The 21,190-nt window shown below is 36.4% G+C and carries 24 protein-coding genes and 1 riboswitch; of the genes, 9 read left to right on the forward strand and 15 right to left on the reverse strand.

What is annotated here, in order from left to right:
• Positions 1 to 13: 13 nt before the first annotated feature.
• From B2R82_RS19155 to B2R82_RS19185, 6 genes are all read right to left on the reverse strand, one after another.
• The gene (locus B2R82_RS19155) at positions 14 to 958 is read right to left on the reverse strand and encodes a nuclease-related domain-containing protein (RefSeq protein WP_286926456.1); all 945 of its coding nucleotides are present in this window, start codon (positions 956 to 958) and stop codon (positions 14 to 16) included.
• A 176-nt stretch (positions 959 to 1,134) separates the two neighbouring features.
• On the reverse strand, positions 1,135 to 2,142 hold the full coding sequence (locus tag B2R82_RS19160; protein WP_286926457.1) for a FecCD family ABC transporter permease: 1,008 nt from the start codon (positions 2,140 to 2,142) through the stop codon (positions 1,135 to 1,137).
• Positions 2,135 to 3,136, reverse strand: coding sequence for a FecCD family ABC transporter permease (locus tag B2R82_RS19165; RefSeq protein ID WP_286926458.1), 1,002 nt, complete (start codon positions 3,134 to 3,136; stop codon positions 2,135 to 2,137). Before B2R82_RS19165 ends, B2R82_RS19160 begins: the two co-directional genes overlap by 8 nt.
• 23 nt (positions 3,137 to 3,159) lie before the next feature.
• Positions 3,160 to 4,086 (reverse strand): iron-hydroxamate ABC transporter substrate-binding protein, encoded by a 927-nt coding sequence (locus B2R82_RS19170; RefSeq protein WP_286926459.1) that lies wholly within the window; start codon positions 4,084 to 4,086, stop codon positions 3,160 to 3,162.
• Between the two features lie 13 nt (positions 4,087 to 4,099).
• Positions 4,100 to 4,888 (reverse strand): ABC transporter ATP-binding protein, encoded by a 789-nt coding sequence (locus B2R82_RS19175; RefSeq protein WP_286926460.1) that lies wholly within the window; start codon positions 4,886 to 4,888, stop codon positions 4,100 to 4,102.
• Positions 4,889 to 5,512: 624 nt separating this feature from the next.
• Positions 5,513 to 5,755 carry a hypothetical protein gene (locus tag B2R82_RS19185; protein ID WP_286926461.1) on the reverse strand — a complete coding sequence of 81 codons (243 nt, stop codon included), beginning with the start codon at positions 5,753 to 5,755 and terminating at the stop codon, positions 5,513 to 5,515.
• A 243-nt stretch (positions 5,756 to 5,998) separates the two neighbouring features.
• On the opposite strand from B2R82_RS19185, the gene B2R82_RS19190 reads away from it, so the two are divergent.
• The 4 genes from B2R82_RS19190 to B2R82_RS19205 all read left to right on the forward strand — a co-directional run bounded on the left by B2R82_RS19190 (position 5,999) and on the right by B2R82_RS19205 (position 9,673).
• Positions 5,999 to 6,661, forward strand: a complete 663-nt coding sequence (locus B2R82_RS19190) for a class I SAM-dependent methyltransferase (RefSeq protein ID WP_286926462.1) — start codon at positions 5,999 to 6,001, stop codon at positions 6,659 to 6,661.
• A gap of 153 nt (positions 6,662 to 6,814) precedes the next feature.
• Positions 6,815 to 7,945, forward strand: a complete 1,131-nt coding sequence (locus B2R82_RS19195; protein WP_286926463.1) for a DUF418 domain-containing protein — start codon at positions 6,815 to 6,817, stop codon at positions 7,943 to 7,945.
• Between the two features lie 499 nt (positions 7,946 to 8,444).
• The gene (locus B2R82_RS24115; protein WP_376781227.1) at positions 8,445 to 9,071 is read left to right on the forward strand and encodes a sensor histidine kinase; all 627 of its coding nucleotides are present in this window, start codon (positions 8,445 to 8,447) and stop codon (positions 9,069 to 9,071) included.
• The gene (locus tag B2R82_RS19205; protein WP_286926465.1) at positions 9,068 to 9,673 is read left to right on the forward strand and encodes a response regulator transcription factor; all 606 of its coding nucleotides are present in this window, start codon (positions 9,068 to 9,070) and stop codon (positions 9,671 to 9,673) included. The genes B2R82_RS24115 and B2R82_RS19205 overlap by 4 nt, the downstream gene beginning before the upstream one ends.
• Positions 9,674 to 9,798: 125 nt before the next feature.
• Here B2R82_RS19205 and B2R82_RS19210 read toward each other — a convergent pair whose 3' ends face one another.
• The 6 genes from B2R82_RS19210 to B2R82_RS19235 all read right to left on the reverse strand — a co-directional run bounded on the left by B2R82_RS19210 (position 9,799) and on the right by B2R82_RS19235 (position 14,857).
• Positions 9,799 to 10,500 carry an ankyrin repeat domain-containing protein gene (locus B2R82_RS19210; RefSeq protein ID WP_286926522.1) on the reverse strand — a complete coding sequence of 234 codons (702 nt, stop codon included), beginning with the start codon at positions 10,498 to 10,500 and terminating at the stop codon, positions 9,799 to 9,801.
• Between the two features lie 146 nt (positions 10,501 to 10,646).
• Positions 10,647 to 11,333: a response regulator transcription factor gene (locus B2R82_RS19215; RefSeq protein WP_286926466.1), complete on the reverse strand. Its 687-nt coding sequence runs from the start codon at positions 11,331 to 11,333 to the stop codon at positions 10,647 to 10,649.
• Positions 11,311 to 12,789 carry a sensor histidine kinase gene (locus B2R82_RS19220; protein ID WP_286926467.1) on the reverse strand — a complete coding sequence of 493 codons (1,479 nt, stop codon included), beginning with the start codon at positions 12,787 to 12,789 and terminating at the stop codon, positions 11,311 to 11,313. The genes B2R82_RS19215 and B2R82_RS19220 overlap by 23 nt, the downstream gene beginning before the upstream one ends.
• Positions 12,790 to 12,958: 169 nt before the next feature.
• Positions 12,959 to 14,320 carry a PepSY-associated TM helix domain-containing protein gene (locus B2R82_RS19225; protein WP_286926468.1) on the reverse strand — a complete coding sequence of 454 codons (1,362 nt, stop codon included), beginning with the start codon at positions 14,318 to 14,320 and terminating at the stop codon, positions 12,959 to 12,961.
• 176 nt (positions 14,321 to 14,496) lie between these two features.
• Positions 14,497 to 14,673 carry a hypothetical protein gene (locus tag B2R82_RS19230; protein ID WP_283871933.1) on the reverse strand — a complete coding sequence of 59 codons (177 nt, stop codon included), beginning with the start codon at positions 14,671 to 14,673 and terminating at the stop codon, positions 14,497 to 14,499.
• 61 nt (positions 14,674 to 14,734) lie between these two features.
• Positions 14,735 to 14,857: a hypothetical protein gene (locus B2R82_RS19235; protein ID WP_283871931.1), complete on the reverse strand. Its 123-nt coding sequence runs from the start codon at positions 14,855 to 14,857 to the stop codon at positions 14,735 to 14,737.
• 30 nt (positions 14,858 to 14,887) lie between these two features.
• Positions 14,888 to 15,079, reverse strand: a riboswitch (cobalamin riboswitch).
• Between the two features lie 209 nt (positions 15,080 to 15,288).
• Here B2R82_RS19235 and B2R82_RS19240 point away from each other — a divergent pair.
• Positions 15,289 to 15,396, forward strand: coding sequence for an SHOCT domain-containing protein (locus B2R82_RS19240; RefSeq protein WP_286926469.1), 108 nt, complete (start codon positions 15,289 to 15,291; stop codon positions 15,394 to 15,396).
• A 102-nt stretch (positions 15,397 to 15,498) separates the two neighbouring features.
• Here the strand turns inward: B2R82_RS19240 and B2R82_RS19245 are convergent, their stop codons facing one another.
• The 3 genes from B2R82_RS19245 to B2R82_RS19255 form a co-directional block, all read right to left on the reverse strand.
• Complete coding sequence (locus B2R82_RS19245) at positions 15,499 to 15,981, reverse strand: hypothetical protein (protein ID WP_286926470.1); 483 nt, start codon at positions 15,979 to 15,981, stop codon at positions 15,499 to 15,501.
• Positions 15,982 to 16,405: 424 nt separating this feature from the next.
• A complete protein-coding gene (locus B2R82_RS19250) occupies positions 16,406 to 16,696 on the reverse strand; it encodes a hypothetical protein (RefSeq protein WP_286926471.1) in 291 nt (96 codons plus the stop codon).
• Positions 16,697 to 17,079: 383 nt separating this feature from the next.
• Positions 17,080 to 17,817, reverse strand: coding sequence for a hypothetical protein (locus B2R82_RS19255; RefSeq protein WP_286926472.1), 738 nt, complete (start codon positions 17,815 to 17,817; stop codon positions 17,080 to 17,082).
• 313 nt (positions 17,818 to 18,130) lie between these two features.
• On the opposite strand from B2R82_RS19255, the gene B2R82_RS19260 reads away from it, so the two are divergent.
• The 4 genes from B2R82_RS19260 to B2R82_RS19275 all read left to right on the forward strand — a co-directional run bounded on the left by B2R82_RS19260 (position 18,131) and on the right by B2R82_RS19275 (position 20,878).
• Complete coding sequence (locus B2R82_RS19260) at positions 18,131 to 18,676, forward strand: hypothetical protein (RefSeq protein WP_286926473.1); 546 nt, start codon at positions 18,131 to 18,133, stop codon at positions 18,674 to 18,676.
• Between the two features lie 326 nt (positions 18,677 to 19,002).
• Complete coding sequence (locus B2R82_RS19265; RefSeq protein WP_286926474.1) at positions 19,003 to 19,182, forward strand: hypothetical protein; 180 nt, start codon at positions 19,003 to 19,005, stop codon at positions 19,180 to 19,182.
• A gap of 384 nt (positions 19,183 to 19,566) precedes the next feature.
• Positions 19,567 to 20,289 (forward strand): MBL fold metallo-hydrolase, encoded by a 723-nt coding sequence (locus B2R82_RS19270; RefSeq protein ID WP_286926475.1) that lies wholly within the window; start codon positions 19,567 to 19,569, stop codon positions 20,287 to 20,289.
• Between the two features lie 7 nt (positions 20,290 to 20,296).
• Positions 20,297 to 20,878, forward strand: coding sequence for a TetR/AcrR family transcriptional regulator (locus B2R82_RS19275; RefSeq protein WP_286926476.1), 582 nt, complete (start codon positions 20,297 to 20,299; stop codon positions 20,876 to 20,878).
• Positions 20,879 to 21,190: the final 312 nt, after the last annotated feature.

Consider the following 21,190-nt stretch of genomic DNA (forward strand, 5'->3'; position numbering starts at 1 on the left):
AAACTGCAAACGCCTACTCCATAATCCAATACTTTCTATGCCTTTTTATCCCCTCCGCTTTCAGAGGTAGTTGCTGCAACAACTTGTATGCCAGGTTTGGAGAATCGATGGCAAAGAACTCGCAAAAGCTTTTATTTGTTAGCTTTGTGCCAACTAATAATCGGTAGTCCTCAAGCGTCCTAATCAAAGCATCACGATCCACTAATCCACATCTTGGGCAAAGCCATTTTTTGTAGTGATACCTTAATGGCTGACCATCCACACAATTTGTACATAACACTCCTTTCACAATATCCCTGAGAGGTACATTAATCTCTCTTTTAACCCTTGTGTGCATAGTCAAGAGAAGGTTGGCAAATCGAAACAAATCTTCTCTTTTCTTTACGCTGGGATGCAGCTCTAACCATTTTTGCATTTGGGAGCGTAATCCCGTCACATGAAATATAGGTTGACCCCTAAAATCTTCTGTCAAGATACCATTCTTCGTTGCCAACACTACAGCATGTAGAATGGGTAAGCTAAGGCGTTCTTGTTGGATCAGCCTTTTCATCCATGCCACATGCCGCTCAAGTTGCTGAAATGGGTCAGACATTCCTTCCATAGTGCCATCTGCTGTTGTCCGTATAAATTGAGCGAAGGATGCATCATAGGAGAGGATTCCTGTGATATTTTTAATTTCTAGGATGAGTAAAAAGTGAGGACAGAGAAAAATGGTATCCATTTGGTGAGTAGAACCGGCGTGATTTATCACTTGAAAATCATGGAGAATAAAATGAGGGGATGGTAAATCTAATTCCTGCCATTCTTCATCAACGCGCAGTTCGCCAGCGAAACCTGCCTGGATGCGTCGTAAATGCTCATAATAATTGAAGTACTCATTGTAGGTTCTAGGCAGTCTCCTTACAATTACCTCTAGTATTTTCTGTAACTCCGAAGTTTGACGTGCTAATAAAATCATTTTTACACCTCCTACCATGATTATACAAAAAAAGAACCTCCACAAATGAGGTTCCCAAAAACTTAAAATACAAAGATCATAAAATAAATATTTCATTATTTTTTTTAGATAAAAAGTACAATTATTTACGCATTCACTATTGTTTGCTATTACCTTTCTGCTTTCTATCTACAGGCTCATACATTCTTCCTTAATAAATACAAAAAGTATGGTGCGCCGATAAAAGCAACAACAATTCCAGCAGGAACGGTTGCTGTCGTAAGCGCAACACGTCCAATTGTATCAGCTAGCATCAGCAAGCTCGCTCCAATAAACAATGTCAATGGTAAAAAGAACTGATAGCGTGGACCGACTAGTTGCTTTGCAATATGCGGGGCCATTAAACCAATAAAAGCTATACCACCTGTTACAGAAACTGCGGCTGCTGCTAGTGCCACGGCTACAATTAATAAGCGTAATCGTTCGCGGCCAATATTCATACCTAGACCAACCGCTGTTTGCTCTGTCATGGCTAAGACATTTAAGACATTGGATTTATAGAAAATATAAGGAATACCAAGCACAAGCCAAGGCACTAAAGCCCAGAAAAATGGCCAATCCGTTCCCCAAACGTTGCCTGCTAGCCATTGCGCAATAAATTGTACATCACTCCGCTCTGCTGAGGAAATTAATACCATCATAACCCCAGATAAGGCAGAGGCTACACCTACCCCTATTAAAATAAATTGAATAGGGTGCACCCCTTTATTACGTTGATAAGAGAAGAAATATATGCAAAGCGCTGTCAATAAAGCACTACAAAAGCCCACCACTGGTAAAACGTAAGCAAAGTGAGGAAGATCACCGTTTACTAATAGATAAAAGACAGTAATCCCAACACCTGCTCCTGAACTGATCCCAATCATGCCGGGGTCTGCTAAATCATTGCGTGTAACCCCCTGCAGGACAGCTCCCGCTAATGCTAATGCCATTCCTGCCGCTGTCAGTACAAACATTCTTGGTAATCGCACGGATAATAATACAAAGGACTCTTTAAAACTACCATCCCCCAGCAAAGTTGGGATAATGCGATCTATAGAAATAGAAGCTGGTCCTAATGAAATACCCATAACAAAAATCAATAGCGTTACTACAAACCAAGTAAAAAACCATTTTCGTTGTTTTTTGCGACCTTCTTTAAACAAATTGTCGTCCTCCCTTCCGCACTAATAATAGGAAGAATGGAAGACCAAGAATTGAGATAATCGCTACGACTGGCGTCTCAAATGGTGCATTAATCATGCGCCCTGCAAAATCAGCCGTCACCATAAACCAACCACCAACAATGGCGCTCATCGGTAATACAAAACGGTAGTCTGTCCCTACAAACACACGAACAATATGCGGCACCATTAAGCCAACAAATGCTAGATTCCCAACGAGTGCCACTGCAGAGCCTGCCAGAATGACAACAACAAACATCATGATTCCTTTAATCAATGTTGTATTTTGCCCAATACCGACCGCTACTTCTTCATTTAAGCTTAAAATCGTTAATTGACGACTAAAAGCAAATGACAGTAATAGCCCAAGGACAATCACAGGGACGATCAATAAGGCCTGCCATGTTGTGCCAATAAAGCCACCACTTGTCCACATCGATACATCCTTGGAAATTTGAAATAAGATGCCTGTTCCTTCAGCGATCGCTTGTAATAAAGCAGTCACTGCCGCACCTGCTAAAACAAGCCTCAATGGAGAGAAGCCTTTCTTGGTAGAAGCACCAATCCCATAAACGATCATCATGCCAATGCCAGCTCCAATAAAGCAAGCTAAAATTAATGTATAATAGGAGAATTTCGGGATAAATGCCATCGTTAAAGCAAGGGCAGCATTTGCCCCTGCTGTTAAACCAAGTAGCCCCGGATCAGCTAATGGATTTCGTGTAACCCCCTGCATAATCGCCCCCGCCACTGCCAGTGCACTGCCAACAAAAATAGCAGCAATGATACGAGGAAATCGAATTTCACGTAAAATCGTGTAATGCTTGCCACCACTTTGTCCGACAATTGCTTGATAAACATCCTGAATGCTCGTATTCGCTGCACCTAGGCACAGCGAGATACCAGCCGTGCCGATTAATACGAACAATGCAAGTAATACCTGAAGCCAAAATGGAAACTGTCGAAACTTTGTCATTTGCCTTCGCTACTCTCTACTAATTATTGTAAAAATTTCTCTTCAAAGAACTTCAGTTGATGTTCTAATGTAATCGGGTCATTGAAATAAAAGGCATTCGCATTCACTTCAAATAAGTGACCATTTTTCACCGCTTTTAAATCTTTAAACCATGTTGCATCTGTAAAAGAATTATCTTGGTCTTGGAACATACTGAAAATCACATAGTCACCTGCATAGTCCCCTAAAACTTCTTGAGAAATAGCATAGTATCCCGGCTCTAAAGCAGTTTCTTTTACTTTCTCAGGCATTTTCAAGCCCATTTCTTGATATAAAATCTCTGTTCCACGACCCCAGTTATCGCCATAAATATAAAATTGTTTATTAAAGTTTTCTGCCACTGTTACAGTCGCATCTTCACCAATTTTTTCTTTGATTTTTTTACCAGCTTCTGCTGCACGTGGTTTAAAATCTTTTACCCATGCTGTTGCTTCTTTTTCTTTGTTCACTGCTTTTCCAATTTCAATAAATTGCTGTAAATAATCCACTTTTCCATACGTAAATAATACAGTCGGTGCAATTTCGGATAATTTATCAGCATTTTCAATACCATTTAAGCCAATGATTAAATCTGGCTCTAACTCAAGAATTTTTTCAATATCTGTGTTTTCAACAACGACTGCATCTTTAATGGCATCTTCGAAGTTTGGATTTTTGGCTGCCCATGCATCCACACCAACAACATTCACATCTAGCTGTAATAAATCCCCTACAAAAGAAGATAACACGACTACACGTTTTGGGTTTGCTGGAACTTCAATAGGACCTGCCTCAGATTGATATGTGATTGTTTCTGCTGAAGTTGCTTCTTTTGAGCCTTCATCAGCCTTTTCAGTTTTCTCTTCTTTATTGCCGCACGCCGCAAGGACTAGTACGAGCATCATAAACATTGGTAATAACCACTTTTTCATTGTCATTCTCCTCTTATACTGTTTGTAATAAGTTATATGTAATGCACATTGGTTTGTTTGTTCGTGGATCTTGGCCAATAACCGCATCAATATTAAACACTTTTTTTAATACTTCTGGAACCATAACTTCCTCAGCTGTTCCAAACTTTACAAGCTCCCCTTGTGACAGTGCCACAATATAATCAGAGAAACGTGCCGCTTGATTTAGGTCATGGAGTACCATGACAATCGTGCGCCCTTGTTCTTCATTCAGCCTGTAAAGCAGCTCTAAAACCTCTAATTGATGTGCCATATCTAAATACGTTGTCGGCTCATCTAAAAAGATGATGTCAGTTTCTTGAGCTAATGCCATCGCAATCCATACTCGTTGACGCTGTCCACCTGATAAAGCATCTACAGATTGCACGCGGAAGTCTTCGGTTTTTGTCACCTGTAAAGCCCAGTCAATAACATCTTTATCCTTTTGTGATAAATTGCCAAAGCCCTTTTGATAGGGAAATCGACCGTAGGATACAAGCTCTTCCACTGTTAAACCATGTGCACTTTCTGGACTTTGTGGTAAGATGGCCAGTTCTTTTGCTAAATCTTTCGTTTTCATCTTGGAAATATTTTGACCATCGAGTATGACCTGTCCACTCTCATGCTTTAAAATACGTGTAATGGCCTTTAATAAGGTGGATTTCCCACAGCCATTGGAACCAATGATCGTTGTGATTTTGCCATCTGGAATTTGTAACGATAAGCCATGCACAATCGTTTTATTTTCATAGCCAACACGAATCGATTCAACTTCTAAACGCAATTTGGACCCTCTCTTTCTTTTTACTTCATTCCATGCTATGATAGGCACAGTTAAAAATGATAATCATTATCACTAGAATTAGTCTAGTTTTCTGATAAGATTTTGTCAATTACTTTTTTACTATTGATTAAGAAAATGGCAATAAAAATGCAACATGTTGATGATGCACCGATTATAGGTGAAGGTCCTACTGGCTTGTATAGCGCCTTTTATAGTGGAATACGTGGATTGCAATTGAAAGTCAATCACAGCTCGGTGAATTACTTTATCCCGAAAAGCTAGTGTGCACCCCCCTGTTCGAGCAAGACATTCAACCCAAACGATGCTTTTAGCTGTTGGAGGGGACATCATTAGCCCTCAAAAAATAACAATTGAAAAAATGCGAAATGTCGAATTTATATTACTCTGTCCAATCCTATTAATGTTTTGTAAATAAGGACATTATTGAGATGGGAGCAATGAGCCTTGCCTGATTGCCTATCGCCATGGTTTAGTGTCCTCTCATACTATAAACTATTTATAGAAAAAACCGCTCCATTATCGATAAACAACTTCCTCCCAGTCCATTCATCCATAATAGAAACCCTCTCAAGTAGGAAATTTTCTTAAGAGGGTTTCTTCCTTTTATCTAAATAAACTTAAAAATGCTCCCATCTGCCTTAACATATTTACTCCATTCGTAATCGTGCCAGCATGCCCCATAATCGTATTTAAATGATTTGGCAAATTTCCTAATCTAGAAGGTTGATATTGTTGGTTTGGAAAGTAGGAAGGTTGCATCATTCTACCTCGAAAAGGAGGTTCAAAATATTGTCTATTGCTTGGCTGATATGGTCCTCTTCTAAAATTCGGCTGAAAATATGGCATTGATTCACCCCCTATCAGAAAGCTTCTAACTAGTATATGCGCTTATGCCATTTCTAAATTAGACTTTTGAAGAAGTAGCTAAAAATATTATATTTTTGTCTAAACCAAAAAAATATGGAACTCTAGTGTTTGGCCCTACAGCATGATATTTTGAAGGAACCATACTAGTTTCTTTCTCATACTATATGAAAAAAGAAGGTGGTTTTTATTCAAGGTTCTACTTATCTCGAATTTTTAGCTAAATTGGGGGTTGGGGGCGCACACCCTGGTGGCATTAATCTATCGAAGGAACTATTTAAAGCAGAGAGCATTCAACAGACTTCACATATTTTAGATGTCGGGTGTGGTACAGGGCAAACGGCTGCCTATTTGGCTACTCACTTTCAAGCCAATGTAACGGGAATAGATATCAATCCCATCATGATAGAGAAAGCTCGTCACAGAATGAAAAAAACACGTTTGCCTGTTAACATCATTCAAGGCTCTATTGTGCAAACTACATTACCAAATGAGTCATTTGACTTGATACTCGCTGAATCAGTTCTTGCTTTTGTAGATCAACAACGTGCATTACAGGAGATTTATCGTTTATTGAAGCGAGGTGGACGCTTCATTGCCATTGAATTCACCATTCCAGAATTACTGCCCTCTCAACAAGTAGAAGACATCCAACAATTTTACGGATTTGATGCTCTCCTGATGAAAAAGGATTGGGTAGTCTTATTGCAGCAGGCTGGTTTCCATAATATTCGCATACAAAAAAATAAATCTATCTCATCAAAGCCTGAATTTAATTTCTCCAAAGATATTGAATCAGCGCTATATGATAAAATGGATCAACATATCGCCATGAGCGTTAAATACGAAAAAATTTTGGACTATCGTATTTACTCCTGTACAAAATAATTGCATTTCGCCAGCACCCAAAGCGTTGCTGGTTTTATTGTTTCATCACTTTATGACAGGTGTCATAAAAATCCTTTGACTGCTGTGAATAGGTTTTCTCTCTGCCCTTTCTTATCATTAATGTAAGAAAACAAAGAAAGAGTGATGGAACATATGCAAACACAACAAAGACTCCCCTTTATCGATATGTTAAGAGGCTTCGCCGTTTTAGGAACTCTTGGCACAAACATCTGGATTTTTGCCTATCTTGGCGATCTATCGTATATCACAACAAGTAACTATAGTGGTTGGTGGTCCTTGAATGATTTTTTACGAATGTTAGTATTATTTTTAGTCAATGGTAAGCTGCTTGGGCTGTTAACAATTATGTTTGGCGTAGGCTTACAATTAAAATATCAGCAAGCGTTACGAAAAGGAAATACTTGGCCTGGCATGTACCTTTGGACAATTATTTTTTTAGGTTTGGAAGGGCTACTCCATTACACCCTTGTCATGGAATATGATATTCTAATGAGCTATGCTGTAACAGCTTTCATCGTTGCCTTTATTATAAGATTAGGCGACAAAGCAATGACATGGGCGTTCTATCTTTTTGGTAGCTTTCACATCCTCTTGATTATGCTTATTTTTATAAGCTCATTACAAGGGGCAATGGTTTCCTTCAATGGCATGGAGTCAGTCGCTGCACTATATGAAAATGGCACATGGCTAGCTCAAGTACAGCATCGCCTGACAAACTTTTTGTTTTATCGCACGGAAGCTATTTTTATTATCCCTATGAATGTCTTTTTATTTATACTAGGTGTAAAGTTTATGCGTAATGAGGTTTTTTCATCGACAGACAAAGGTCGTCAGGCTCGACAAAAGCTCTTCAAAATCGGTGTATTCATTGGTATCCCTTTAAATCTTCTTATTTTTATTCCTGGAGGACTTTTTGATTTTCCTGTTCGTTATTTATGTGCGCCGATTTTATCGATTGGCTATATTGGAATTTTTGGTAAGCTGGTAGAATATAAGAGGCTAGATTGGCTTTGGCACCGCTTTGCAGATGTTGGCAAAATGTCTTTGAGCTGTTATGTCCTACAAAACGTACTTGCGTCTATTATTTTTTATGGATGGGGGCTTGGGCTTGGAGGACAATTAAATAGCATTCTTATTATTAGCATTTGGCTAGCTCTATCTTGCCTTCAACTAGTTCTAGCATCATTTTGGCAGCAGCAGTTTCTTATAGGCCCGTTGGAGTGGATTCGAAAAAAAACCATTCAAGCCATGACAAAGCATTAAGCAACAAAGGACGGTGTAAGCAATAAAAATTTATCCCAGAGAGCAAGTAAAGCATTATTTAATCATCGATACCGTATCCTTGATTGTCCTGATAACAATGGTGTTATGGTCAGATTCAGCGCTCCCCTTCCCGGCAAAAATAGCTGTCTTAGGCTTGTACTTAGGTGCTTTCTATTTCGCTTTATGGTATCAGGATTGGAAGATGCTTCTTGCGTCACTTGTAGGATTCGTTGTTATTAGCATCTTGGGTATTTACGAGGACATCTTCATGCTTATCTTCGGATTTACATTTGCAGATTTATTAGGAAGAGCTAAATCTAAATGGCATATCGCTTGTGGTATGCTAGGCATTGCAGTCATGTTTTTAGTCGTCATAAGGATGACCACAGATTCCCTATTACCCATTGAATCACAGGTACTAGCACCCATGATGATTATTCAATTGGTATTCCCTGTTCTCATTTATTATGTAGAAAAGTCGAAAAATCTACAATCCGAATTGGCTGATGTCAATACCCAGCTCGTTCAACAAGAGGAAAGACAGCGTATTGCTAGAGATCTTCATGACACGATTGGTCATACCCTAACGATGATTAAAGTTAAAACAGAACTTACAACAAAACTTATTGATCGAGATCCTACAAGCGTTAAACAAGAACTAAATGATATATTAGCTACAACACGTACAGCCTTAAAACAAGTACGTGAGCTAGTATCTGATATGAATTTTGTTTCGTTACATACGGAACTACTTCACTGCCAGCAGCTTCTACAAAGTGCTAATATTACTACAACTATAAACAATTACTGCCCTAAAATTGTTCTTTCAAGTGTAGAGGAAACGATGCTAGCTTTATGTGTACGAGAAGCTACTACCAATATGCTCAAACATAGCAAGGCAAAAAACTGCCAAATTACGATACAATGTCAAAATGGCCAATATAGGCTTATTATCAAAGACGACGGGATTGGCATACAACAAAAAGGACTTGGTAATGGCATCAACTCGATGAAAGAAAGAATGTATGCTCTTCAAGGTGATGCCATGTTTGAAGGGAATACACCAACAGGTACGAGGGTGTTATTCAGCATACCAATTCAAGATGGAAAGGAGCCTCCAACATGATACGTGTTTTACTAGCAGAGGACCAACAAATGTTACGGGGTGCCTTAACATCGCTTTTGTCATTTGAACCAGATATTGAGGTAATAGCTGAAGTTTCAGATGGGCAAAAAGCATGGGACTACATCCAACAGGAGCTACCTGATGTTTGCTTAGTAGATATTGAAATGCCTAATCTATCAGGATTAGAGCTTGCTGAAAAAATTAAAGAGGCTCATTTACCCTGTAAAGTGATGATTGTCACAACGTTTGCACGTCCTGGCTATTTACAAAAAGCAATGGATTGTGAGGTGCACGGCTATCTACTGAAGGATGAACCGATAGATTATTTAATTGCTACTATTCGAAAAATTATGCAGGGTGAAAAGGTTGTTAGTAAGGATTTAGCCGCTACCTTATTTATGAAGGAGCACAATCCTTTGAATGAGCGAGAAATTGCCGTTTTACAGCTGGTGAAGGAAGGCTTGACCACTCAAGAAATCAGTAAACAATTATTCTTAACAAAAGGTACTATTCGCAATTACTTATCGACCTCTATTCAAAAGCTTCAAGTTGAATCTAGACAGCAAGCTGCTCAAGTTGCTAGTGAGAAAGGCTGGCTATAATAAAAAATCTCGCCACGTTGTGACGAGATTTTACCTATTTGTAATTACCTTTCCTCACATGTTGCTATAGCCTAGGTGGTACATTTGCCTTTGTCACCGTCAATACCAAAGAAGCCTATATCCCTTTATTCAGCACCTGCTTCAATAAGGATATTTTCAATCTCTTTGAATCCTTGCTTTTTCGCATGCTGTAATGGTGTCACATTATCATTATCTGGTATATTCACATCGGCACCATGGTCAATTAATAATTGAACTACCGTTTGCTGTATTGGGTTTCCATTATTTAGAACAATTGCCTCCATCAATGCAGTCCATCCCAAAAGATTCACATGGTTGACATTAATAGTCGTATCGTTCAATAGTTCCTCTATGACCTCGACATGACCATGCTCTGCTGCCGGAATTAATGCCGTTCCTCCGTAGCGATTTACAATGGTAGGATCTGCGCCTGCTTGAATCGTGAGTTTTAATATATCCAGATAACCTTCCGCACCTGCATATAGAAAAGGCGTATTTAGTAAATCATCCTGAATATTGACATTGGCACCTGCATCAATCAATAATTTTACTGCTTCCACATCCTGATTGTACGTGGCAATCATTAATGCTGTTCTTTTTTTTGAATCCTGAGCATTGATATACACCTTTTGATCCAAAGCATTTTGGAGCGCGACCAATTCCCCTTTTTCTACTGCTTGAAACAATTGACTAGTCAAATCTGTAGCCATCTCCTCATTTCCTCCTTTATCAAGCTTTATAGCCTCAGTATCATTTGAGGCACATCCTTGAAGTATAAATGTTAAAGCTATGATGACTGCCTGCATTTTCTTCAACTGTCATACACCACCCTCTCTGTTAGGATGTCGCCATACTTTCTTTAGCGTAAGTGGTAATGTTAAATAATCCATTAACCTCAATGAAAAGATAAAAACTTATAAAAGTCCCTTCTATCACAACCAGATATTCTCTTTTAAACATTTAAGCGGTATCCTGCCCCCCACACAGTTTCCAAAAATTTTGGCTGAGCTGGATCATGTTCAATTTTTTCACGAAGCTTTCGGATATGCACCGTGACTGTGGAAACATCCGCAGCCGATTCATAGCCCCAGTTCCTTTCATATAGCTGCTCTTTACTTAATACTTGATTTGGATGTTTGACAAAAAACACGAGCAAATCAAATTCCTTTGTGGTAAAGGAAATTTCTTCGCCATTCACGAAGACCTTTCTGGCAGATGTATCGATTGTAATGCCATGGATGGACATCATATGGTTCGTTTGCTGGTTTGTGGCTAGACGCTCGTATCTTGATAAATGTGCCTTGACCCTAGCGACAAGTTCACTTGGACTAAATGGCTTTGTAATATAATCATCTGCACCTAGACCAAGGCCACGAATTTTATCAATATCCTCTTTTTTGGCTGAAACAAATAATATTGGGATGTTGTTCACTGCACGAATCTGTTTACAAATTTCAAAGCCATTCATCCCTGGAAGCATAATATCCAAAATTATTAAATCATAATCACCCTGTATTGCCTGCTTCAGCCCATCCTCTCCATTATGCTGTATGTCTACAGTAAAATCATTGATCTCTAAATAATCACGTTGGAGCTCCGCAATGCTCACTTCATCTTCAATTAGCAGTATTTTTTTCATTTTCTCTCACCCTCTCCTCAGCCTTTTTCAGTGAAATGAATATGCTAGTCCCCTTAGTTAATTCGCTCTTCGCCCAAATATCGCCACCCATTTCAAGCACGATTTGTTTCGCAATAGCCAACCCTAAACCACTACCTCCTGTTTGCGAATTTCGAGAGGGCTCCGCACGATAAAAACGATCAAAAATATACGGTAAAGCTGTAGGTTCTATGCCCATACCATTGTCTGTTACTTGTATAATTGCATCATCTACTTGCTCATGCAGGGAAATAATAATTTGCTTGTATGGTTTATCCATATATTTTTCACTATTGCTTAATAAATTCGACAGTACTCGTCTTAATTTATCCCGATCAGCCATGGCAAAAAGAGCTAAACCCCATGATATATATTGAATATGAATGTCTCTTGCAATAAAGTCAAAGCTAGCATCCTCTACATAATCGTGCATATATTGATGAAGATTCACACTTTCCATTTGAAAAGGAATCTTCTTTAAGTCTAATTTAGAAAATAAGAAGAGCTCATCAATTAATACATCCATATCCTTTGCCTTCGTATAGATGGTTGTTAAATATTTATCCATTTTCTCCTCTGTATTTGCCACGCCATCTTTAATCCCTTCTACATAGCCAATAATTGAGGTCATGGGCGTTTTTAAATCATGCGAGATGTTTGATAATAATTCTTTGCGATTTTCTTCATATTGAAGCTGAAGTTTGACGGATTCCTTTAGCTTTACTCTCATTTCCTCAAATGATCGATTGAGCTGACCAATTTCATCATTCGAGCGAGAAGTAATTTCAAAATCTAAGTCCCCTGATTTAATCCGCTCAGCACCCTCCCTTAAAGCTGAAATTGGATTGATGATACTTCTAGATACTAGATAATTTAATAAGCCGATAATCATCATAAATAATAGAAATAAAATACCTAGAAGAATAGGTAAAAGCTCTCGTGTTAATTCCGCATGGGAACTAACCTCTCTCAAAACAAAAATACTACCCTCTGATTTGTCAGGAAAATAAAAATCGAACTTAACGTACGTATAAAATGCTTGATTAATCATAATTGTGTCGCGTGAATTAATATTGGTTGCTTCAAAACCTGGTAAACTTTTGAGCAATAATTTTTCATGATCTTTCTGTGATGCATAAATAATTTGATGATCTTTTCGCACAACGGTTTCAATGGATGGTGCATTTATTTTTTGTAGCTGTTCTATGTCTAATAGCTGGAGGGGATTATTTTTTGCCAGTAATTTTAAATCTAGAAAAGCATTTTCTTCTACCGTTGTTAAAGGCTTTTGTACATAGGATTTTTTGTAAAAATGCTCAATTGCTTTGACATCACCTGTTATCGCAAAGGAAAAAAGAAAAACCGATGCTAATAAAAGCGTGATAGCAATAATAATTACCCCTACATAAGATAGCAAAAACCTTGTTTTAATAGACATATGCATTCCCCCAATATGCTGAAACTATTAGCAATGTATCATACAAATCTTAAAACTTTATAAAAACATGCTGAAAAATCTATAAACAATTCATCAATAATATAGTATTCCGCTTTCTAACGAAAAAAAGATACGGCACATTCACTGCAATGCCGTATCGATATTATTTTTATTTAACCTCTTCTGCCCATAATTTCTTCTTTGTTTGCCAGCCTAAGATAATGAATTCAATCAACACCACAGCTATCAATGAGGCACCAAACAATGGCATTAAAATTCCTAAAAGTATGAGGAAACTAACGAAAGGTATTGAAATTTTATGAGAAATTTGTGGTGGCGCAGATAGCTCCCCTTTTTTCTTCCGTAAAACCCAAGTGCGAATTCCCCACGCAATCACTGCTAAAAAGGCTAGACAGACAACAAGGTTTAATAACTTATTTGGCCATCCGAACAAGTGACCTTCATGTAAAGGAATTCCCCATGTAAAGAACTTAGCCAACATACCATAATCCTCGTAGTTAACTTGATCAATAAACTTGCCGCTATATTGATCAAAATACATAGTTGCTTCTTCTGTAGGCTTGACATCGAGACCTGTTACACCAGAGTTACTAGCCTTTGCTACTGTATAGACGCCCTCAGCGTTTGAAGGATAAATAATCGAAAAAGGCTTGGCGATATTCATGGCAGTGATTTCTTTTTCAAGATTAGCGATCGAAATTTGGTTGTCGTTTGTATAACGGACAGCGCCTCCACCATGATGCTGAGCATGTTCACCCTCAGATGTTGGTGCTTCTAATTGACGGGTTGCCCATGGAATTTCAGACACATCAGAAGTTGGTGGCTTTTGCTGTAATAATGGGTAACCGAAAGTTGGGCTTTCTGACGCTATATCAGCAAGTATCGAACCTTGAAAGGCAGACCATAAAAGCCCTGTAGAAATGAACATCACCATTGGAATCGTAATGAATGTCCCAACAAGCGCATGGTATCTTTTACTTTTTTGCCGTTTATTTTCAGACTTGCGCTTTTTCAATAAATTCCCTTTAAAGGTCATATAAAGTCCTGACAGTAATAAAAAGATCGTCCAGCATGCCGCTAGTTCTACTAAATAATTGACAAATGTACCACCAATAAATAGGGAGCTATGCGTATTTCTCATAATATTTGAAAATGTATAATTAGCATCCTGACTGCCAACCATTTGATTATTGTCATCTAAAAATACGTATTTCTCTTCTTTCCCATTTGATAATGTTAAACGAGTATTATATGGTTCTTCTAACATAATCACTTTAGTAGTAGAATATCCTGCAAATGCCGCTTCCGCTTTTTCTACGGCTTCATCAATTGTTAAGATCTCTTCTTTATGACTTTTGCCAAAGAAGTAATCATCATATAACTGATTCTCAACATCTGTGAAAAAAAGATAACCAATTCCACTCAATGTTAGTGATAGAAGCAATGGCGTAATAAAAAGTGCTGCGAAAAAATGCAGCCGCCAAAATCTTGTATAAAGTAAATTTTTCATAATTAATCTCCTATCTCTCTATTTATAGCAGATTAATTATATAAGTAAAAAGTGAAATATGAATGAAGTACTAAAGGCGGTTTTATGACAAACAAGTGTATTCCAATTGGTATTATTATTATTTACACCAACAAAATAGCTACCTCAAGCACCTGCGAGGTAGCCTAAAAAATAATCTATCCTACTAATTCTTTCATAACATTGGCATATGCAGCTAAAATTGACTGCTCATGTGCGCCATCATGTCCAAGATATTGTTCAACAAGCTCCTTTAGTGGTTTTGCAGCATAAGGCTCTTGCATAATTTCAAATTTTAATAAGCTTTCATAGTATTCAACGACTTGTGGATTCATGTGGACCACTCCTTTAATTTTTTACATAAAAAAACATCTTCCCTCATCAGAAAGATGTCTACTATGACAAATACACGACATAATACAGTGATTGCCATGGTGAAAAAAGCTTTCTATTAAACATAGAAGCTACCTGTTTTGCAATCATCGTACTATGAGCATGCAGGAGAATTTCTCTAGTCACACTCAACACCCCCTATCCTCGTAGGTTTTTTGGTTGTACTAGATAAAGGCAGGTCTCCTGGCTTATGTTCATCACACCTTTCACCTTCCCATTACAATACGTAACAGTGGTCCATTGAAAGGCGCTCCCATTTACAGTTGCGGGACAGCGTCGGATTCCCACCGAACTTCCCTTTTAAACAAATCAAAAATTCCGATTTGTACCTCTATCTTATTATTCCGTTTTTATTATTATACCATAAAGGTTTGTATGCATAGTCACAATCCAGATAGATTACTAATATCTATAGATATCATATCTATTGGAAACAAAGCTGTAATCGATAATGTACCAATGCATGTTGCTGTTGAAATTAAGAAAGCTATTGAAAATTTTAAGGCAATACAAAAGGAAACTTCCTCTGCACCAACTGTAGCCCAAAAGAAAAGGATATGTACGATGTTGCAGACGAAATCCGCGAATTAAAGGATTTATTAGATGCAGGAATTTTAACACAAGACGAATTTGACGCGAAGAAAAAGCAATTGTTAGAAATCTAGGTCACTCAAAATTAGTGGCTTTTTTCATTACAACTAAAAAAGGCCAGCTCGCCTAAATAAGATTTGCTGGTCTTTTGTATGTAACTAAATAAATTTTCTTGCTTAAGGACTATAAATATTATTTACCTCTGACTTTAAACTTTCTACAAATTCAATTATTTGTTCCATTTTTACTATTAGACAAAATGCAGGACCACATTCTCTTGGGCCAAAATGATACTTTTCATTTGCATCTAATACAAAAATTAATTTATAACGAGTCTCCGATTCAATTCTTTCATGTTCAGGAATTTGAAGAAAACCGTGCTGGGGATAAAAATAATTTCCATAATGAGGGATATGGTAAATACTCAATCCTGGATCTTTAGGCTCTAAAATACTCAAATGAATACTATCAAGAAGTTTCAAATCTTCTAACAATTTGAAAAAATCTTCCTTTAAACAGGCAATTTCCTTATGTACCTCGGGAAAATCTCGACCCGCTCTAAAATAAATATAGAATTTCACACTTGAATCATTGACTAATTTTAAATTTATTTCAACTTCGCAATTTGGTTTACTAGAGTAGTCTTTTAATACTGCCATAAGTAAATCTCCTTCTTTCTAATTTAATAGTATGATGATTTGTCAAATTAAGTGCAACAATTGCTTTATAACCTGTTAGCATCTTCCATGATAGTAACTTCAAAGTGTGGCCGGTCAATGTTACCTAACCAATCGCCACCCAAAGTAATACCAGCTTGCGTGCAATCCCCTACTCGATTTAGTATTGTAACATCATATGTCCTTCATAGATAATAAATAACAATTACATATTTTTTATGGAAGCATACGGTCTACAATTAAATCATGGTCCGATTCCTTGAACCGAAAATTAAAATAATTTATTGTCTAAATTATTCCTAACGAGTAAAAACTAAAATATGTAAAGTCAATTGCTATGAATACATTCTGATGAATAAACCTTTTTCAATCAGTCCCCTCATTCATAGCAATTGTTTATTCCTACTTATTTTTTTGAATTACCAGTTAAATTATTAGCTACAGCTTGTAATGGCTGATTCATTTGTTGTGACGATTGGTTTGTTTGATGTTGAGGTTGCTTCGCTTGTTGCAAAGGCTGAGTCATTTGTTGCAATGGTTGTGCCATTTGTTGTATTGGCTGCATCATTTGTTGAGCATTCTGCAGATTTAATTTATTCGAAATATTTTTTATGAACTGTTGAAGATTACCATTTTGCATTCCTCTAGCTACACCCAAAATAACAGCTCCAATTACACCCCATGTAAGAAATCTCATTACAAAAGCCTCCTTATGCTAAATATTTTTGAAACAGATATAGTATTGGGAATCAGGCTAATACTATACTGCACATTTTTTGGGTTATTAATTGTTGATACTCTAAAGGTAACATCATCCCCATTAAAAATTGTTGCTTCATGTATTCAAAATATTTACTCCTTATGCATAAAATAATTTTGGTACCTCATACTTTATGTGTAGACTTATTAACTGCTATAAATTGCTTATTGACTAAACTGGTATCTCACATTACTCCTTGCAGATATTCTACTCTCTACCTCAAGCCCTACACATCGACAAACATCCTATTCGCATGTCAACTAACCATAAAAATAGCCCCCTTATCAAATAAATAAGAAAGCTATATAATTCATAATCTATCACTTATCTCCAACTGGCTTTAATGAATTCACCGGAATCCAAACATTCGCACCGTGAGCGTTATTTACATCCACGCCTACAAATAGATAGCCATTAATTTCCTCACCCCATGAAATTACAATACTCCCCTTTTTATGCATTGTTTCAGATTTAGCTCCATTTAATGGAGTACTTTTCCCACCTGCATCTTTTGTTAACTCAAAAAATACATCTCTTTTTCTCGACATTGTCTCAGCGATTTTAATGTCTGTACCAGGATACTGAAAACACTCACCGCCAGAGCAATATGAAAGTAGTTGTCCATTATTTGTAATAGAAATATTCCCATCGCTTCCTTTGAACCACGTTCCATAAGATCCGGCACCATAAATACCATCACGATTAATAATGATATAAGTTGGATTGTTATAGAAAGATGAACGAATTTTTATTGGTACTTCTTTGAAAACTACCAAATCTGTTGCTTGTACCCGATATTGCCCCATCTGGTAAAATGTTTTGCCATCATATTTTTCAATATCATACGTTTTAAAGAAGTTATTTCGCTTTACCACTAACGAATCAAACGTACCATCCGAATTTTTTTTGTATACCTTGATGTCTTTTTTAAAGGTCATTTTTCCTGTTTGATCTTTTACAACCTCTGCTCCATCATACATCACTTTTGCTTCTGATTTTGTTGGATTTACTACTGCAAATACAAATGCTGCTAGTAACACAATAAAAAATTTCCTCATTATTCTCCCCCTCGTATTTTAAAAAAACATAATCTTAGTATTATATACTGTAATCAAATGTTCTACCAACGAATGTTAAAAAATCTAACAAAAGTAATATAATCTCATACTCTCGGAATTTAATTATATTTCCTTGTTCCCATTTCTATTATTATTTCAAATTAAAAACTAAAGCTCCCCTTTAGCTCAATAAGGTAATTTACAAATGCCTATTGAGGTGTGAGACTTCACTGAAAGAAGTTAAAAACAAACTTTTTTTGATTTTAAGACTATGTTACCATATGTGGAAATACATGTTTCGGGAGGAATACATATGAAATGTAATAAAATCAGAATACTACTATTAATTTGTTTACTCATTATCTTAGTTTTATCTGCTTGTAGTAAAGAAAATGATACAGGTTTTGATGATCAATTTATTGCTGATTTAAAAGACTATATTCAAGTAGAATGGGAATATAAAAACATAGAAGAGAATAATATTATTAGTTTGATTAATTTACATAAGTCACAATCTCACTCATTTCTAAATTCTAGTGATGAAATAAAAGAAACTCTTGCCCAACAGCTAGTATTCTATGAAGATGCAACAAATTATTCAGATATTAAAATTGATTTCAATCCTAAAATAAGCTCGCCAGAGGAAAAAGAAGTCTATGATGCGATAGATGATTTTAAAACCAAAAAACTCTATCATTACACTTCAACTACCAATTTAGTCGATACAATTAATCAAGTTCCTATACAAAATGCTAAAGAAGAGTATGAAAATACTTTACGTGAACTAGATAAATCATGGGATCATATTAAATCTCTATCAGAAAAGTATAATTTGAATCTTTTTGGAGATGAAGAATGAACTATTTTTTATAAATTAATCAAAGAAGCCCCGTTTTACCTAATGTATAGAGCTACTTAACTTACTCGTCATCTATTTCAAATTTAAACTTTATTAATTACGTCTTGCTGAATAGCTTGCATGTGATTGCATACAAGAAAAAAGCGTCCGAAATTTTACTATTTTGGACGTTTTATCATTAAAAATCTCATAAACTATACATAAAAACAGTTGATTGTAAATATTTTACATTAAATATATTTGCATTCCATTTATGTTTAATATACCCTATGTATATAGACATCTTTTTACAAGGAGTCAATACAAATAAGAGGAGTGCATTAAACATGGCAAAAAAAATGAAGAAAAACAAAAATGAAGAAGCTGTAGCTGAGAAAAAAGCAAAGAAAAAGGCTGACAAAAAGAAACTTGAAAAAAAATTAGCGAAGAAAAAAGCTGAGAAAAAAGTACAAAAGAAAGTGGCTAACAAAAAAGATAAAAAGAAAAGCAGCAAGAAAGCGGCTTAACAAAAAAGTAGCTGGAGAAAATGAATGGTATTCTCCAGCTATCTTTATGTGGATTAAAAATATGACATAATATGCAGTCATACTACTATCTCACTCAGCAAGCAAAAATAGCGCCCCATATTAAAGACTTCTAATAGGATCTCATTACCCACAAAAAAACAAAAAACACCTCCAATAGATTTTAATATTCTCTAATAGTGTCAGTAGCGTTACTTGCACACTATTTCTTTTAATTTAATATGGAAATTAAAATTTCGTACTTAATTGCAAATAAAACTTAGGGGTTGATTTGTTTTCTTTTTCTTTAAAGGTGAAATATTGCAAAAACTAATATGATTAGTTAAAATTGAAATGCTATTAGTTTTTGGAGGAGGTATTGTCAAAATGAAAGTTACGAATATTGGTACGGTGTTTCAATTGTCATTTATGCCAAGAATATTTCCTGTTAATTGTTATTTTGTAGAAGAAGAAAGCGAGCTTACCCTTATAGATACAGCACTGCCTTATAGTGCAAAAAGTATAATCAATGCAGCTAAAAAAATCGGAAAACCGATTACAAGAATTATCATTACCCATGCACATAGTGATCATATAGGAGCACTAGATACATTAAAAGAATTACTACCAACTAGTCAGGTATTTATTTCTTCCAGAGATGCGCTTCTATTAGAGGGAAATAATACCTTACTTCCAAATGAAAAAAACACACCCATTCGAGGTGGCCTTCCAAAAAGTATTAAAACCAAACCAGATTTATTACTGGAGGAAGGTGATCGTGTTGGCTCCTTAGAAGTAATTGCAACACCGGGTCATACACCTGGTTCCATCACTCTATACGACACACGTAATAGAAGTTTAATTGCTGGAGATGCGCTTATAACTAGAGGAAAGCTAGTAGTATCGGGTATGATGAATCCATTTTTTCCGTTCCCTGCCCTAGCTACATGGGATAAAAGCACTGCTCTTGAAAGTGCACGAAAATTAAGTGATTTTAATCCAGGCTTACTTGCTGTGGGACATGGAAAGATGTTGGAACAACCACAGAGACTTTTAAAAATAGCAATAGCAGAAGCAGAAAGAAGTCTTTACAAACAAAATAGGAGATGAAAATAAAATGTCTCGTCGTATAAAGTTAGATTTATCGATTATTTTACAAAAGGCAGTAGAAATAGTAGATGAACAAGGCTTGGACCAACTTTCAATCGGACTATTAGCAGAAAAATTGGACGTGCGACCGCCTTCCTTGTATAACCATCTTGATGGATTACATGAATTGAGGCAGAAGTTAGCCATTCAAGGAGTAAAAAAACTTAATGAATATATGCTTCAAGCTGCAGTTGGACGTTCAGGTGATGATGCCATTCGTGCAATTAGTAAAGCATATATTCAATTTGTTCGAGAGCATCCCGGATTATATGATGCTAGCACTCGCTTTCCTGATGCTAAAGATCAAGAATTACAGCAGGCCCAAAGATCTGTTGTACAACTTGTCCTTCAAGTGCTAGATGCCTATAATTTGCAAGAAGAAATGGCGATTCATATGGTCAGAGGATTACGAAGTATTCTACATGGATTCACCTCCATTGAACAGATGGGAGGATTTGGTATGCCCCTTGATATCAATAAAAGCTTTTCAATCTTATTAAATACCTTTATTGAGGGCATTCATGCCGTTACGCTTAATGAGGGCAAATAAATAACTTTGTGAATGGAAAAACTTGACCTCGCAAGGAAGTCAAGTTTTTAATTGCAATGCAGCTTGTTGTAACTGCTGACGAAGGGTTTTTGTCGCTAAATCAATGGCAGCCATTTTCCAAAAATGGAGCAGACCATGTTTTTAGGGAAGCTGATAGGTTCCTTGAAATAATTGATATGTTTGATGCTCATCTTATTAGCAATAATCCACAACTCAGAAATGAATTTTGATGGTACTTTAAAACTTCCATTAATTTTGTTAGTAAATTTGATGGCAGATCAGGCAACAAAACTAATAAAATTTATAACAAAG

This window comes from Lysinibacillus sp. UBA6686, from assembly GCF_002455205.1.
In the GTDB taxonomy this organism is placed as follows: domain Bacteria; phylum Bacillota; class Bacilli; order Bacillales_A; family Planococcaceae; genus Lysinibacillus; species Lysinibacillus pakistanensis.